Origin of the sequence: Calidifontibacter indicus (assembly GCF_003386865.1) — a bacterium.
In the GTDB taxonomy this organism is placed as follows: Bacteria; Actinomycetota; Actinomycetes; order Actinomycetales; family Dermatophilaceae; genus Yimella; species Yimella indica.
In genome coordinates, this window is record NZ_QTUA01000001.1 from 685,864 (window position 1) to 701,444 (window position 15,581).

A 15,581-nucleotide genomic window follows, 5' to 3' on the forward strand; every position below is an offset into this window, starting at 1 on the left:
ATCGCGCTCGAAATTTCGCCCCGCAGGCGTTTCTGCCTAGGACAGCCACTAACCTCACGGGCAAAGGGTGAAGAGTCTCATCGAGAGGGGGATGCGTGTCTGAATGGGACATCGCGGAGCCGCGGGCTGACGCACTGATCGAGTCGCTCCGAGCGTTCGGATACACGCCAGAAGCCGCGATCGCTGACATCGTCGATAACAGCATCTCGGCGGGTGCCAAGACCATACGTATCGACATGATCTGGGCAGGTCGCGATTCGATCGTTTCCATCGTCGACGACGGCAAGGGCATGACCGAGGGTGATCTGTACGTCGCGATGCGGCCCGGAAGCATGAGCCCCCTTGATGCCCGTTCAAAGGGTGACTTGGGCCGATTCGGGCTCGGGCTGAAGACTGCGTCGTTCTCCCAAGCTCGCGAACTCACCGTCTCGTCCCGAACGCCGGCGGGCACCGCCATCCGACGGTGGGACCTCGACACCGTCGCGAAGACGGGGGAGTGGCGACTTCTGCGCACGGGCCCTCTGGCCGAGTCGGTAGACCTTCAGCCACTTCGGCCATGCGGCACAGTCGTCACTTGGACTAAATGCGATCGGTTGGTCGGCGACGTCGACGCGGGCGACTCAAAGGCCCACGATCGCTTCCTCGGACTCATCCGGCGCGTCAAACATCATCTAGAGGCGACGTTCCATCGGTTCTTAGTCGGGCGAGGCCGGCTCTCGATGAGCCTCAATGGTCAGCCGCTCGCAGCATGGGACCCATTCCTGACCGATCACCCCGCGACTCAGCTGCTGTTCTCGGAGGAGCTCCCATTCCAAGGGGAGTTGGTAAAGGTGAAGGCGTACGTGCTTCCCCACCGCAGCAAGCTCTCACCCGCCGAAGTCGAACGTGGCCACGGCGCGATGGGCTGGAACCAACAGCAGGGCTTCTACCTCTATCGCTCCAACCGCCTCTTGGTCCAAGGCGACTGGCTAGGGCTTGGTTTGACGAAGGACGAGCACACTAAACTCGCGCGGATTGCGATCGACTTCCCTGCCAGCCTTGATCACGCATGGCAGGTTGACGTTAAGAAGTCAGCCGCACGTACTCCAGGACCGCTGGTTACTGAGCTGTTTCGTATTGCGAAGGTTGCTCGATCGCGAGCCGAGGAGGTGTACAGATTTCGTGGCAAAATCATGGCCTCCAAGAGCAGTCAACCATTTATCGTTGCGTGGGAGCAGTACACGGATCGGGCAGGCGAGATCCGCTACAGGGTCAACAGGTCCCACCCCGTGATCGTTGCTCTCATGGACGCCAATGCTGGACGAAAGAATGATATAGAGAAGGCGCTCCGTTTTATCGAGGAGACCGTCCCGACCACGCTCATCGGCGTCAGTATCGCTGATTCGTTGGATCACCAACCGACGCCGTTCGGAGGTGCGACCAAAGATCTCAAGCCAATCATTAAATTCGTCTTCGCTGACCTCATCAAGGATGGCTACTCGGCGGATGAAGCCTTGAACCAGATCGCTGTCATCGAGCCGTTCGCGCAGTTCCCTCAAGTCGTTCAAGCCCTCAGGGAGAGTCAGAAATGAGCAACACAATTTTGGTTCGCGGGTCAGTCATGTTGAAAATCGATCAGTACGCCAAGCAGAACAAGCCTGTGACCCCAGAGCAGATCAGGTCTTGGGTGGACAACTTCGCCGACGTGGTGGAGGGGATGGACCCAGGCGACATGGTCGATCGTGAGCAGATCGCAAAGGAGATTGAGGGCGATGTCAATGTGCACATCGGCACCTGGAACTCGATGTCAGACGACTCGGACCATATTCCGTGGCTGCATGCACGCCTCGAAGACAAGGAGGCGTGGAAGTTCTGGGATCGCTATAAGCGGTTCATGCGGGACGAGCTCAAGCTGCCACCGAAGTCGATCACACGACTGGATGAGGTAACAGACGAGATCCTCGGCAGGTTGGAGGACCCGAAGCGCGAGGGAGGCTGGGATCGGCGCGGTCTTGTGGCTGGTCAAGTCCAGTCCGGCAAAACGGGAAACTACACGGGCCTAATCACAAAGGCGATCGATAACGGTTACAAGCTGATTGTCGTTCTAGCTGGCGTACATAACAGTCTTCGCAGTCAGACGCAAGCTCGGATCGACGAAGGAATCCTCGGTTTCGACACGAGGGCGATCCGCCAAGCCCAGCAGGCAGACGGCGCCAACCGCATCGGAGTGGGCAAGCTCGCAGGTGAATGGCTACACGTCAGCTCCTTCACATCGTCTTCCGAGTCCGGGGACTTCAGGCTGAATGTCGCTCAGGCAATGGGAGTGGTACCCGGAGGATCTGACCCGATCATTCTGGTGGTCAAGAAGAACAAGTCCATCCTCGATAATCTCTACAAGTGGTCGACGCATCTCAAAGGTACGACGGATCCAGAGACGGGGAAGTTCAGGGTCAAGAACGTGCCGGTTCTTGTTATCGATGATGAGGCCGACCACGCATCGGTGAACACAAAGTTCGCGAAGGACGACAGCGAGATCGATCCGTCGGAAATCAATCGCTTGATTCGGAAATTTCTCGACACGTTCGAACAGACTGCGTACGTCGCGTACACGGCGACTCCGTTCGCGAACATCTTCATCGACCCAGATGCTGATCATTCCACGGTTGGCGAGGATCTGTTCCCGCGAAGCTTCATCATCAACCTTCCGGCCCCGAGCACCTATATCGGGCCTGAACGTGTGTTCGGACTTGACGCTGACAACGCCAACGCAGTGGAAGGTGTCGAGGCCCTCGACATTGTCAGGGAGACGTCGGACTACGAGGAGTGGCTTCCGGACAAGCACAAGGCTCTCGACCAATTGGGTGGTGAGCTGCCGAGCAGCCTCGAGGACGCGATTGTCTTCTTCCTGATGGCAGGAGCTGTCCGTAGATTACGTGGGCAAGCGCACAAGCACCACTCGATGCTGATCCACGTTACGCGCTTTACCGTCATGCAGCGTCGGGTCGCCGATCAAGTTGCGGAATATTTGGCGAACGTCACGGACAGACTGGAGTTCGGGGAAGGATCGTCGCCCCTCCTGGCCGCGCAGATCGACCGTCTCTGGCATGAGGATCTCCTTCCGACCAGTCTGGACATCTCGCGGCGTGAGGACCTTGCATCACAGGTCGGGGACATTCCGACCTTGGACGAGGTAAAGGCCGAGATGGCTGAGGCAGGTCGTCAGACTCGACTCCACGTCGTCAACGGTACGTCTGCTGACGCATTGGAGTATGTCGACCATCCCGATGGCATCAGCGTAATCGCGATTGGTGGGGACAAGCTCTCGCGCGGCCTTACATTGGAGGGCCTCTGCGTTTCGTACTATCTCCGTGCCAGCCGTATGTACGACACCCTCATGCAGATGGGAAGGTGGTTTGGCTACCGTCCAGGTTATCTGGACCTCTGTCGCCTGTACACGACATCTGCCTTGGTCAACTGGTATGAAAAGATCACGGCTGCAAGTGCCGAGCTCCAAGCAGAGTTCGAGGCAATGTCCGCCGTCGGGTCTACCCCACAACAGTTCGGTCTCCGCGTTCGTCAACTTCCTGACGGCCTCTTGGTGACCTCGCCGCAAAAGCTTAAGCATGCTGCGACCTACTCCATATCCTTCAGCGGAGGAATCTCTGAAACGGTGACATTCCTGCCGGACCAGCGCGAGGCGAACCTTAAGACACTTGCTGAGCTAATGGTCTCGCTGGGAGATGACCACTCGCCGGTCGGCGATGGTCGCGTGTGGAGAAACGTGGATGCAGACACGGTCATCAGGTTCTTGTCCGAGTACAAGGCGGACAAGGCAGCGCTGAAGAGTCGTCCGGAACCTCTCGTCAAGTACATCAAGACGCGTCGAGCGGAGGGTGAGCTGGGCTCGTGGACCGTCGTGATCGCCGGCCGACAGAACGGCTTGGAGCACTGGGACGTGGCCGGGGACACGCTCAGCCTCATCGAGCGGAGCAACCAGGCCGGCAAGGAGACGGCCCGTTATACCGTGCGACGGGTCGTGAGCCCTGCGCATGAGCTTGTCGACTTCACCGCGGGGTCGCCCGGCTGGGACCGCGCTCTTGCAGAGACCGTTGCGGCGTGGGAGCTGCGGCCGAACAAGAAGGCGGGCGCGAAGCCGCCGTCCTTGCCCAGCGGGCGGGCGGAACGATTCCGCCGGTCGGTTAACGACGGCCTGCTGCTCGTGTACCCCTTGTCGGCCACGTCATGGTTGAAAACCCATGAGGGGGAGTGTCTTTCCGGCGAACCGTTCGTCGGGTTCGCGGTGTCGTTCCCGCATTCTGTGGGGGCGAAGCCTTTGGAGTACAAGGTCAACCCGGTCTTCCTAAAGAACGTCTTCGGATGGGATGACGACGACGATGCGTGACGTATTGGACCCAGCCCTGTGGGCGAAGATCGCGGAGGATCCGCTGCATGAAGGCGCGGTGTTGCGCCGAGTGTTGCCCGGGTTGCCGCATGACGTGTTCATCGGCGAGATTCGCCCGAGCAGAAATCGGGTGCTCGAACTATCGGTGCTCGGATTGGCCTCTAACATGCCCAAGCGGTGGCGCCAGTCCAGAGGGCTGGAAATCACGGTCGACTCGACGACCTCCGACCGCACGAAGGTGCGTCTCCGATCGATGACGAAGCTCGGGGATCCACTCTTTACGGAACTCGCATCCGATGTTGTCAGCACGCTCGCTTCATTCTCCGGCGCCGATGCCGCGACGCGGGTCGTCGAACGTGTCCTCGCTTGGCAGGACTTCTACGCGCGACGGGGTGAACCGTTCTCTGAGGAACGAGCAGCGGGTCTGTTCGGCGAACTGACACTTCTGGGAGGCTGCTTCGTCGACGTGTTGGGCATATCCGCTGCGGTGTTTGGGTGGACAGGTCCGGACCCCGCACTTCAGGATTTCCAGTTTGCCGACCTTGCCGTGGAGGTAAAGACCTACCGCGGGCTCGGCGCCGGACACATGAGGATCAGCTCCGAGCGTCAGTTGGAGCACGTCGGCGTTACGGCGCTCTACGTGGCGTACGTGTCGCTAGATCAGCGCCAAGACGGCACCGGCACCACGCTTCTCGAACTGATAGGTGATGTTCGCCGACGGTTGAGCGACTCGGACCATGCTTTGCACCTCTTTGAAGGAAAGCTCCTGAACAGTGGCTGGCGCGATTCGCATGCGGAGTTTCGTGCCGAGCGCTACGAGGTTCGCTCCGTCGAGTTCTTCTTGGTCTCGGACACATTCCCGCGCCTGGTCGCTAGCGAACTCCCAACTGGCATCAGCAATGTGAGCTACCTTGTTGAGCGAAGCGCACTGAGTCCGTACTTGACGGAGAGAAATGCAGTTGTGGCGCACCTGAGGACGAAGCAATGAGCACGAATGAGATCTCGGCGTTCATCGTTGATCTCCATCAGGAGTTGGCGCTCACGGCGTCTCAGGAAGGAGCCGAGCGCAGCATCCCAGAGGCATTCACGGAGTACATGTTTGACGTGCTCACTGAAGCCGGCGAGATCGACGGCGCAAATGTGGCGATGTACGAGGCCCGAGCGGCTAGGGCCTCGGGGTTCACTTTCAGTGAGGACGAATCGACGCTCTGGCTGTTTCTGACCGACTATCGCGGCAGTCTGGATCTCGAGTCATACACGAAGACCTCGTTGGACGCAGCGGTGAGGCGAATGGTGGGGTTCCTTGAGCAAGCTGCCGGCGGCCTCTGGCGGCAGCTGGAGGAGACGTCACCGGCTTGGGACATGGCTCAGCGCATAGCCGAGACATGGGCGAAGGTGGGCGAAATCCGCTTGATGGTCCTCACGAACTCGGATCTTCGAACGAACGTTGTAGCCCCAGAGCCGATAGATTCGCGGCCGGTCCACGTGTCAGTGTGGGACGCCACGAGACTGCACCAGCTCATGACGAGCGGACGCACCCAAGAGCCGATCCACGTCGACGTCGTTGCATTGTGGGGACAGGCAATACCGTGCCTTGGCCCACAAGGGGACCCAGGACGTTACGAGGCATATTTGACTATGCTGCCCGGAGAGTTTATCTCGAAAATTTACGAGGAGCACGGGCCGCGATTGCTCGAGCTCAACGTGCGCTCCTTCCTCCAATCTAGAGGCAAGGTGAATCGTGGAATCCAGGAGACGATCAAGGATGAGCCTCGAAGTTTCCTCGCCTACAACAACGGCATATCAATGACCGCCGCCGCGGTCGACGTGGTCGAGCTGCCGACGGGTGGCATGGGGATCTCCACGATCCATGACCTCCAAATCGTCAATGGAGGTCAGACCAGTGCTTCCCTGCACTACGCCAAAGTGAAGGCTAAACAGGACCTTTCGGGGGTCTATGTCCAAGCCAAGTTGTCAGTTGTGGAACCGACCTATTTGCACAATCTTGTGCCGCGGATCAGTCAGTTCGCGAACAGTCAGAACAAGGTCAATATGGCGGATTTCAGTGCTAACGACGCGTTCCACGTCGAGGTTGAGAAGCTATCTCGATCGGTCTGGGCCCCGGGTAAGGGCGGTACAGCGCGGATGACCCGCTGGTTCTACGAACGGGCTCGCGGACAGTACGCGGATGCTCATGCTCGCGAACGGACACCTGCGAAACAGCGCGAGTTCAAGGCTGTTCATCCGCTCAGCCAGAAGTTCACCAAGACCGATCTCGCAAAGTTCGAAAACACTTGGGATCAGCTGCCGTGGATTGTGTCCTACGGCGCGGAGAAGAACTTTCGTGAGTTCATGCTTCGCATCGAACGGCGAGGCGCGTCCTTCAAGGTGGACCAAGGGTACTTCGAGCTGCTGGTCGCCAAGGCGTTGCTGTTCCGCTCGACCGAGAAGCTCGTCGGAAGTCTCAACCTCGGCGGTTATAGGGCACAGACCGTGGCCTACACACTCGCCAAGTTGGCACACCAGACTGAACAGCGCGTGGATCTCAGGGCACTTTGGCGGTCGCAAGACTTGCCGGAGCCACTCGCCCAAGCCATCATCGAACTGGCGCCCCAGATCCACGAGATACTTTTGCAGAGTGCCGGCACTAGGAACATCAGCGAATGGGCGAAAAAGGAGGATTGCTGGAAGGCGATCCTGTCGATGCCGTGGGCCTTACCCGACGATCTGGCAAAGTCACTCACGACTAGCGGCCAGCGTACGCGGACCACGGCTGACACAAGTGTTGGCGAGATGTTGAGCGACGATGAACGCGCGGCCGTCGTGGCGGTCACGTCCATTACTGCTGACGACTGGTTCGCTCTTAGTCAATGGGCGAAGCAGACTGGGAACTTGCAGCCTTGGCAACGTAGCCTTGCCTTCAGTCTTGGTCGAGTCGTGAAGGACGGCAGGACGCCCTCGAGGAAGCAGGCGAACCAAGGCGCGCTAATTTTAGAAGAGGCCAAGCGGTTGGGCTTCGCGGGTGCGCGTTGACTGACGGAAGTGACGACTTGCAGGAAACGTCGGGCATGGACTGTTGCGAGGCGCTGTCCTTCGATGCTCCGGAAATAACCCCTTTCCGCCAGTCGATCCGGGAATGGACTCTGCTCGAACTCTTGAAGGAGGACGGTTTCACGACGTTCGGTAGCGCTGCGCGCCTATCGAAATCTGAACTCTGTGCCCTATCGAACATTGGTCCACAAAATGCCGACGAAGTCATTGACCTTCTCGATCGGATCCGGGAAGCGATGCCGTCGGACCATCGGGCTCTGGGTTCAGAGGTGCCAGGATCCGCTGCGACAGACCACTTGTCATTTGCGACGTCTGGGACCACATCCGATATGGATGCAGAGAAAGGATCGGACGATGCTGAGCGCAGTTCGCAGCGGGAAGATCCGCCGCTAACTGAACAACGCCCCGGAGGCGACGACCGGCTTGCAGCGGGCAGCTTGGGTCGCGAGTTTCCTAGCCTCGCGCTCATCGGTACGAGACGGCTGGATGACCCTCTGCTCACGACGGCGTGGGTCGAGCTAGGCGATGACCTTACACACAGCTGGCTCGCCAAGACCGGTGCCGTGGTTGTTGGCGACTTGCTCGACCTCACCCGCCGCGACCTTCTCGATGTGCGTGGACTCGGGCCAGCCAAGGTTCGGCGCCTCTATCACTACTTGGAGCGGCTCGCCATCGCGGCGTCTGCCTTGTCAGCCTGGGACGATGATCCAGTAGCACTACCAGACCCGAGTGCTCAGACGGACCCGTCGAGTCGCGGCCCCGATCCAGAGGTTCGCGCCAACCTAGAGATCGTCCTCGCGTGGGCGGCTGCGGCTGCAGGTGCGACCACCTGGGGCGAGGCTTTAGCTGCGTCTACAGGAGCCATGCCTGCGGATGTTGCAGAAGCTTGGGAAGCGTTGCGCGACGTGGCCTTGCCGGTGGCGGCCGACGAGTCGCCGCTGGCTGAGTTCCTCGCCGATGACCCAAGACGGGCGCGTGTACTTCTCGCGCGACTTGTGAGTAACGAGCCCCTCACCTTGCAAGAACTTGGCCTTGAGTTCGGGCTGACGCGTGAACGAATGCGGCAGATAGAGTCGGTGGGCTTGGACCGCCTGCGATCCAACTTCGCGTCTTCGCCAACATGGCGCACCGTGAGATGGGCGGCGGAACGTCTTGTAGCGCACGCAGGGACATATGCGCCGAGCCGCGTCTTGGCGGACGTTCTATGGAAATGGAGTCCAGAGGAACAGAGACTCATTGCGCGGTTGGCAGGATACGACCGCATTGATCCGGTATTGGTCCGTGGTGGGCTGAAGTTGCCGAGCGTCAATGAGTTGCCCACCATGGCTGAGACTGCGTTCGTCGTGGATGAGTACGAGCTGATCGAGCATCTTCGCTCCTCGGGCGTGCTCGAACAGCACATCGACTTCGTACTCAACTCGATTCCCGGCGTTTCACGGGTTGATGGGCAGCTGGTTCGGTGGGGTGGCTCGGTCGTGGAAAAGGCTATCGCGGTTCTCGAGCTCCGCGACGAACCCCAGGATATCGATCGGTTGGTGGCCGCCGCATACGGCGAGGGTGGATCGAGGTCAGCGCGCAACAGGATCCTTGAGGATCCCCGCATGCTGAGAGTCACGAAGAACAAGATTGGTCTGAGACGGTGGGGTGGTGCCTACTACCGGGGAGTGGCCGAGGCCATGTTAGAGAGCTTGGCCGGTGGTCCGATGGACTTAGACGAGCTGGCGGACGAACTTGCGCAACGCTATGAGATCTCCTCGGCCTCCGTTCGCATGTACGCGGCGGCGCCGGCCTTCAAGGTGACGGGGGAGGTGATCACTCTTCGATCTCGACACGATCCGTACGTGCCGAGAGACAAGCCGTGGAAGGTCCGTGGTCTGTACCGGCAGCCCGGGGTTCCTATGATCGTGTGGTGCATTGTCGTTGACAAAGACATACTCCGAGGCAGCGGGCGGAGCATCCCGCAGGAGATCGCGTTGGACCTTGGCCTCGGACCGGGTGATCGGACAGAGTTGTCGACCGCAGTAGGTCTAATCCCCGTTGCATGGAGCGAGACAGCCAATTCCGGGCCGCATATCGGATCGATACGCGAGCTGGTGGTCCACGCCGAGGCTTCAATCCACGATCGACTGGCCCTCCGGTTCCACCCGGTGGACCACGCACTGGAGGTGCGACTCATCAGCCCCCACACCGAGGATGATATCGTGGATGATTTGGTTCGGCTCACGACACTCCCGAGAGCGTTGGCGGAAGACCGCACTCGGCTCGCTGAATCTGTTGGCACGGCGCCGTCGGACCTAGTTGCGGCACTTGAAGCGCGGGGTGACGTCGAAGTGGCTTCCTTGGTCGCCCGCCTGCCCGCGCCAGCGAGTCGACCCTCGGCATGAGTCGCTGACCAGCCGTCCAACGAAGCTGCCAAGGATGGAGGCGAGTTCGACTCGGCGCCGGTCGAAGCGACCGCACAGGTCTCGGGCTTCCATCGCTGACCTGTCGGTCCGGGATCCTAGAATGTTGGAATGGCCATCGCACCGCCTCGGGGACGACCGAACGTCAAGCTTGTTCGCGGGCCGTTCCTCAAGTTCGAGCCGCATCCTGACCACGTAGTCGACGGCGAGAGTTTCAGGGAACTCTGTGCGCGCCTCCGAGACGCCCCTGAACCGCCGCTGCTGGTCGCAGACCTGTTCTCGGGTGCTGGTGGTATGAGTCTTGGGCTCGAGCGAGCGGGTATGAAGGTTGTCTTCGGTGCCGACCACGACCCCGACGCTCTGGAGACCCACGCGCACCACTTCGCCGGCTTCTCCGCGGGTTGGGATCTCGGCGATCCTGCCGTCGTCGCAGAGGTCGGCGAGTTGCTGCGGTCGGTTGAAATCGACGTGTTGGCGGGTGGGCCTCCGTGTCAGCCGTTCTCAAAGGCCGGTCGATCGGGCATGAGGCATCTCGTCCGGCAAGGTATCCGGGACGCGCATGATAAGCGTCGCGATCTTTGGGAGTCCTACCTCGAGGTCATCCGACTGGCGAAGCCGCGGGTCGTCATCATGGAGAATGTGCCTGAGATGGCGCTGGATCGTGAGATGTTCATTCTTCGGACGATGGCGCTGACTCTCGAGCACATGGGTTACTCCGTGCGCGCCCGTGTTACGGAAGCTTGGCGATATGGCGTGCCTCAGTTCCGACAGCGTCTCATCCTCGTGGCGATGCGCGACGGTCGCTCATTCGACTGGCCCCAGGAGGTCGCCAAGAAGGTCACCGTCATGAACGCGATCTCTGACCTCCCGGTCGTGGAGGGTGGCTGGCGGCCAAAGGGTGGCGCTCGAGGCTGGGCCGAGTACGACGGCCCGCGCACCGACTTCCAGCGCGCGATGCGCCGAGGTGTGTCGGACAACAGCGTGGGGCGGGTGTACGACCACATCACCCGTCCAGTCCGCCCCGATGATCTCGCTGCGTTTGAGTTGCTGGACACGAACATGCGGTACTCGCAGCTCCCGGAATCCCTCAAGCGCTACCGCGACGACATCTTCGACGACAAGTACAAGCGGCTGGACGGCGACCACCTCTCCCGGACGATCACCGCCCACATCTCCAAGGACGGATACTGGTACATCCATCCCGAGCAGAACAGGACTCTCACGGTCAGGGAGGCTGCCAGAATCCAGACCTTTCCTGATGACTTCCGATTTGCAGGATCTCCGACCGCCGCCTTCCGCCAGATCGGAAATGCCGTACCCCCATTCCTCGCGGAGGCCATTGGACGGCAGGTGATTCGTACTCTGAACGCTCCGCCGCAGCGTGCGTTGAAAACACATGAGACTGCAGGAAAACTCGCATCTTGGTTTGACTCCGACCCCGCGTGGGCGCCATGGCTCAGGACAGGAAACCGTTGGCATGCCATCGTCGGTGAAACGCTACTCGGGACGGAGACCGCAGCGAATGTCCGGTCCGTGTGGCCGCATCTGGCGAAGCTTTCCTCACCTCCGGAACTACTGGTGAACCGCGAGACCGCCCGTGAGGTCGCTTCGTGGATCGGGAAGGACTCCGACCTCGAGCAGTTGATCCTCGCTGCCCGCAGATCGGAGGAGTCAGGAACACCGTGGACGGTCAACGATGAACTGTTGGCGGAGCTGGTGGCTGAAAAGGTCGTATCCCGTGTTGCGGCTGAGCTGGCGATGATCGTCGACGCAGAGGGAGAGGAGCCCGTCATCGCGACGGCTGGTGCCCTACGTGTCGCCGGTCGGTTCGAACTTGGGCGCGAGCGGTGGTTGACCAACCGGAACACCGACGGGCGTTTGGCGATCGGACGATTGATCGGCTTCGCCGACAACAGCCGGCGTGCACACTTGGGTCTCATCGCGCTCGGAGCGACGGTGTGCTCGCCGAAGGGGCCGGACTGCGGGGTCTGCCCGTTGGAGGAGTGGTGCAGCTACGAGCGAGCTGATCGCGGCCGCAAGGACGACTCCCCAACGGGTGCCTGAGGGTCGGTCGATGGTCGAACTGTGCGTTCGACCTCGGCCGTCGCGGCGTCCAAGTCGGTGCACTCACGGATGCGCACGACGGTCCACCCGAGGGCTTCGAGGTGCTCGTCCGTCTGGCGGTCGCGGGCGACATTCTGCGCGAGTTTCGTACGCCACCACTCCGTGTTCGTCTTGGGAAGAGACCCGTGTTCCGTGCATGCATGCCAGAAGCAGCCGTCAACGAAGACGGCCACCCGGGCTCGCGGGAAGAGGATGTCTGCTCGACGTCGTGGCATGCCGGGGAGTGGCGCGTCGACGCGATATCGGAGTCCATCCGCGTGGAGTCGTCGACGTAACCTCAGCTCGGGTACGGTATCGCGGCGCGCTTGCCGGGACATCCGCTTCGACACATCGGATGCAGTCATACCGCCTGTATACGCTCATTGGAGGCCGGGATGAACTTCATGCCCAGTCGCGCACCGTCACCAGGAAGGACCGCCGTGTCGCACGCGGACAGAATTCAGATCGCACCATCGGCTGCTCGTCTCACCGGGTCGCTCCGTGACATCGGCTACGACTTCCACACTGCGGTGGCCGATTTGGTCGACAACTCCGTTACTGCGGGGGCTACTACCGTCTCTGTCGAGGCGACGTTCTCGCCGGGTGATTCGTACGTGCTGATCCACGACGACGGCAACGGTATGACCGAGAGCGAGCTGATCGAAGCTCTGCGCTTCGGCACGCGCCGGACCTATGACGATGGAGACCTCGGGCGGTTCGGGCTCGGGCTGAAGACGGGAACCTTCTCCCAGTGCCGCCGGCTCACCGTGGTGACCCGGCGCGGTAAGGGCCCGCTCTCCTCTATGACCCTCGACCTGAACCTAATCGATCGGATGGACGACTGGGTCGTCACCTCCAACGAGATGAGCGCAGGCATCGAAGCGGCGACGGACATGCTGGGAAGTTCGCACGGAACCGTCGTGGTGTGGGAAGACCTCGACCGAGCCGTTCCGGATCGCCACGCCGACACCGGGTGGGGGCGCCGAAGGCTGAACCACCTGGCGGCGAAGACCAGCGAACACCTCGGCTTGGTGTTCCACCGCTTCCTCGAAGGCGCAGTTCCCGGTGCGCCGAAGGTCAGGATGCTGGTAAACGGCGAGGAGGTGATGCCCTGGAACCCCTTCGCGCCCGACGAGGCCGAGCGCCAAGTGCTGGATGCGCAGAGCTTCGAGATCGAGACGGCACACGGCGCGCACGACGTGCGCTTCCAAGGTTTCGTCCTGCCTCCGCGTGACCAGTTCTCCAGCCAAGAGGCGTTCGAGCGGCTGTCTGGGCCGCTGAACTGGAACCGGCAGCAGGGCCTTCATATCTATCGTGCAAACCGCATCGTCCAGTTCGGTGGCTGGAACGGTGTCCGCGGGATCGACGAGCACACCAAGCTCGCGCGTGCCAGTCTCGACTTCGGGACGGGGCTCGACGAGGAATTCCAGATCAACGTGGCGAAGATGCGGACGTCCATCCCACCGTCGCTCAAGAAGATGCTCGAGCGGCCGATCCACGAGGTGTGTGTGCGCGCGGACGACGTCTATCGCCGCGCCGCGAACAGTGGACCGCGGTCAGCTACGCCTGCTCGGACTAGTGAGCCTGCGGAGATGCGAGAGGTCGGAATTGCCCTCAAGTCAGCTCTGCTCGAGACGAGTGGCGGAATAGATCAGTATCGATCCGTCCTCCGCACGTTGCGCCGGCAGCATCCTGAACTCGCGAAGTCGCTTAAGGTCTGAGGGGCCACGAGGGTGAGCGCGTCGTCCGACCCCCTGCTCGGACGACGCGCCCGCCCCACCCCTACGCCTGCGAGGTGAGGTGCAACTGTCGGCGGTGCGGGCACTTGTAGCTGCGCTGCTCGCGCCGTCTGCAATCCGAGCCGTGCTCATTGGCTCGAGTCCGAGCAAGCTCTGCGCTCCACAGCGCGGGGATCGTCGCAGCATGGTCGGGGAAGCAGATCTTGTCGGTGACAGCGCACCGGCGGTGCGGAGTGAACTGACTGCGCTTGCTCGGTCGCATAGGTCAGCTCACCGCTTCGTCCAGGCGTTGCAGCCGCGCGACTCGAAGAACTTGTCGGCCGCCTTGATGGTGACGAGCGACTGGCCCGAGCTGTTGCTGTTGTCGATGATGTTGTCGAACCCGTCCGATCCGCTGAGGCGCGCCCAGTAGCAGTTGCCGTTGTCCGGTGCTGTCGAGATGTACGTGCCCGGCTGCACGTCCACGCCGACCTGGAACGTGCCATCGCCGGGGATGCTCGAGCCGTGCTGCGTGGTGGCCGACGTGTCCGGCGCCGCTGACTCGGTCACGGTGACCGTCTCCGCCGGTGCAGCCGCTGCCGTCTCGTAGACGGTCTGTGCCGGTTCGTGAACGGTGACGGTTGATGCGTCGGCGGCAGTCGTGGCACCCGATCCGGACGACGAGCCGGCAGCGATGCCGAGAACGAACGCTCCGATGGCGGTGCCACCGTACTTGAGCCACGGTTCCGGCGCGACTTACGCGCCGGCGCGGAATTTGCCTGGGGTTGCTGCTGGACCTGGTTGTACATGTCTGCCTCGGTGTGGGCACGCCCGTTGCGTGCAATGTGGCAAGACTTGCTGTCCTATGGGCAATTCGAACAGGAGAAGCACTAATAAGGGGCTTATCAGAAAGATCGAGTAGAAGTGAAGGAAGCGTCGTAAGGTTCAACCCATGACCACCACGGTCTGATGGCGGGTCTCCTCGATCGATGGCTCGCACGATGGGGAGAGCCGGCTTGGGTGGGCGAATTGGTTGCCCACGTCAATGACGAGTTGAAGCGGGCACTGGGCGGTCCTCACCTCCAGCTCGGGTCGAGGCACTTCATGAAGCCCAACCTCGACCGCGATGTGCTCCGGCGCATTTGGACGTACGACATCGAGCCCTTTATCGAAGACCAGTTCTTCGGTGATGCAGCCAGAATCGAGGAGTTCCGGTTCGCGCAAGTCTGGGCCCGATTCGCGCACCTCGCCGCGGAGTCGATCAGCGAGAACCCGCCGACGACGCGGCCGAGGGCTGAGAAATGCCGGTCCTCTCGGAGCACGAGTCGATCTATCTGGACCTGTCGCGTTCGCAGGCGGGGGCCTTGCAGCGAACGGGCTTCGTCGATGTGAGCCTCGCCATGGGTGATCGCTGGCGGGTAACGGCGTCGTCCTACGTGGGATCACTCGTAGTGGATGGGGTCGCATTGTTGATCCGGCCAAAGATCAACCCCGAGAATATATTCTTGCTCCTTGAACCCGGTCTACCGCCACACTCCTGGCGGAAGGAAGCGTTCGACTACGACCTCACCTCCGACTTGTTGCCATCGGTCATCGCCTTCTTCGCTCGGACAGTCGAGACCACTCTCGGACGGGGAGTGCTGCGCTCCTATCAAGTCCGCACCGACCCGCTGGTGGCCCTACGTGGACGACCCGACGTCGTCGGACAGTTCAAGCGATCCGGCGTACTCACACCCGTGGGCTGCGCATACGACGAGTTCTCTGAGGATGTGCCAGAGAACAGGGTGCGTAGGGCCGCCATCCGACTCGCGTTGCGCGTCCCGCGGGTGGATCCGAGTGTCGATCTCCCGAGGGGGTGTTGATCTACTGCCGTCGCCAGGGAGATTCTGAGCAAAGCACCGTGATAGTGAGGAACGCGGGGAAGAG

Annotated in this window: 10 protein-coding genes; 8 read left to right on the forward strand and 2 right to left on the reverse strand. The window is 61.3% G+C overall.

The genetic code is table 11. The features are described from left to right. Positions 1-95 precede the first annotated feature (95 nt). The 6 genes from DFJ65_RS03235 to DFJ65_RS03260 all read left to right on the forward strand — a co-directional run bounded on the left by DFJ65_RS03235 (position 96) and on the right by DFJ65_RS03260 (position 11,898). Positions 96-1,571 carry an ATP-binding protein gene (locus DFJ65_RS03235; RefSeq protein ID WP_115921783.1) on the forward strand — a complete coding sequence of 492 codons (1,476 nt, stop codon included), beginning with the start codon at positions 96-98 and terminating at the stop codon, positions 1,569-1,571. Then, a complete protein-coding gene (locus DFJ65_RS03240) occupies positions 1,568-4,381 on the forward strand; it encodes a Z1 domain-containing protein (protein WP_115921784.1) in 2,814 nt (937 codons plus the stop codon). Before DFJ65_RS03235 ends, DFJ65_RS03240 begins: the two co-directional genes overlap by 4 nt. Beyond that, positions 4,362-5,369: a PD-(D/E)XK motif protein gene (locus DFJ65_RS03245; RefSeq protein WP_115921785.1), complete on the forward strand. Its 1,008-nt coding sequence runs from the start codon at positions 4,362-4,364 to the stop codon at positions 5,367-5,369. The genes DFJ65_RS03240 and DFJ65_RS03245 overlap by 20 nt, the downstream gene beginning before the upstream one ends. Then, positions 5,366-7,414, forward strand: a complete 2,049-nt coding sequence (locus DFJ65_RS03250) for an AIPR family protein (RefSeq protein ID WP_115921786.1) — start codon at positions 5,366-5,368, stop codon at positions 7,412-7,414. The genes DFJ65_RS03245 and DFJ65_RS03250 overlap by 4 nt, the downstream gene beginning before the upstream one ends. A gap of 347 nt (positions 7,415-7,761) precedes the next feature. Further along, positions 7,762-9,816 carry a sigma factor-like helix-turn-helix DNA-binding protein gene (locus DFJ65_RS03255; protein WP_170143977.1) on the forward strand — a complete coding sequence of 685 codons (2,055 nt, stop codon included), beginning with the start codon at positions 7,762-7,764 and terminating at the stop codon, positions 9,814-9,816. 129 nt (positions 9,817-9,945) lie between these two features. Next, complete coding sequence (locus DFJ65_RS03260; RefSeq protein ID WP_115921788.1) at positions 9,946-11,898, forward strand: DNA cytosine methyltransferase; 1,953 nt, start codon at positions 9,946-9,948, stop codon at positions 11,896-11,898. Here the strand turns inward: DFJ65_RS03260 and DFJ65_RS03265 are convergent. Then, positions 11,847-12,302, reverse strand: a complete 456-nt coding sequence (locus DFJ65_RS03265; protein WP_115921789.1) for a very short patch repair endonuclease — start codon at positions 12,300-12,302, stop codon at positions 11,847-11,849. The genes DFJ65_RS03260 and DFJ65_RS03265 overlap by 52 nt on opposite strands. A 30-nt stretch (positions 12,303-12,332) precedes the next feature. On the opposite strand from DFJ65_RS03265, the gene DFJ65_RS03270 reads away from it, so the two are divergent. After that, entirely contained in the window at positions 12,333-13,658 is a 1,326-nt protein-coding gene (locus DFJ65_RS03270) for an ATP-binding protein (RefSeq protein WP_211308355.1), read from the forward strand. A 288-nt stretch (positions 13,659-13,946) separates the two neighbouring features. Here DFJ65_RS03270 and DFJ65_RS03275 read toward each other — a convergent pair whose 3' ends face one another. Next, positions 13,947-14,225: an Rv1352/Rv1906c domain-containing protein gene (locus DFJ65_RS03275; RefSeq protein WP_115921790.1), complete on the reverse strand. Its 279-nt coding sequence runs from the start codon at positions 14,223-14,225 to the stop codon at positions 13,947-13,949. Positions 14,226-14,956: 731 nt separating this feature from the next. Here DFJ65_RS03275 and DFJ65_RS03285 point away from each other — a divergent pair. Next, on the forward strand, positions 14,957-15,517 hold the full coding sequence (locus tag DFJ65_RS03285) for a 5-methylcytosine restriction system specificity protein McrC (RefSeq protein ID WP_115921792.1): 561 nt from the start codon (positions 14,957-14,959) through the stop codon (positions 15,515-15,517). Positions 15,518-15,581 lie beyond the last annotated feature (64 nt).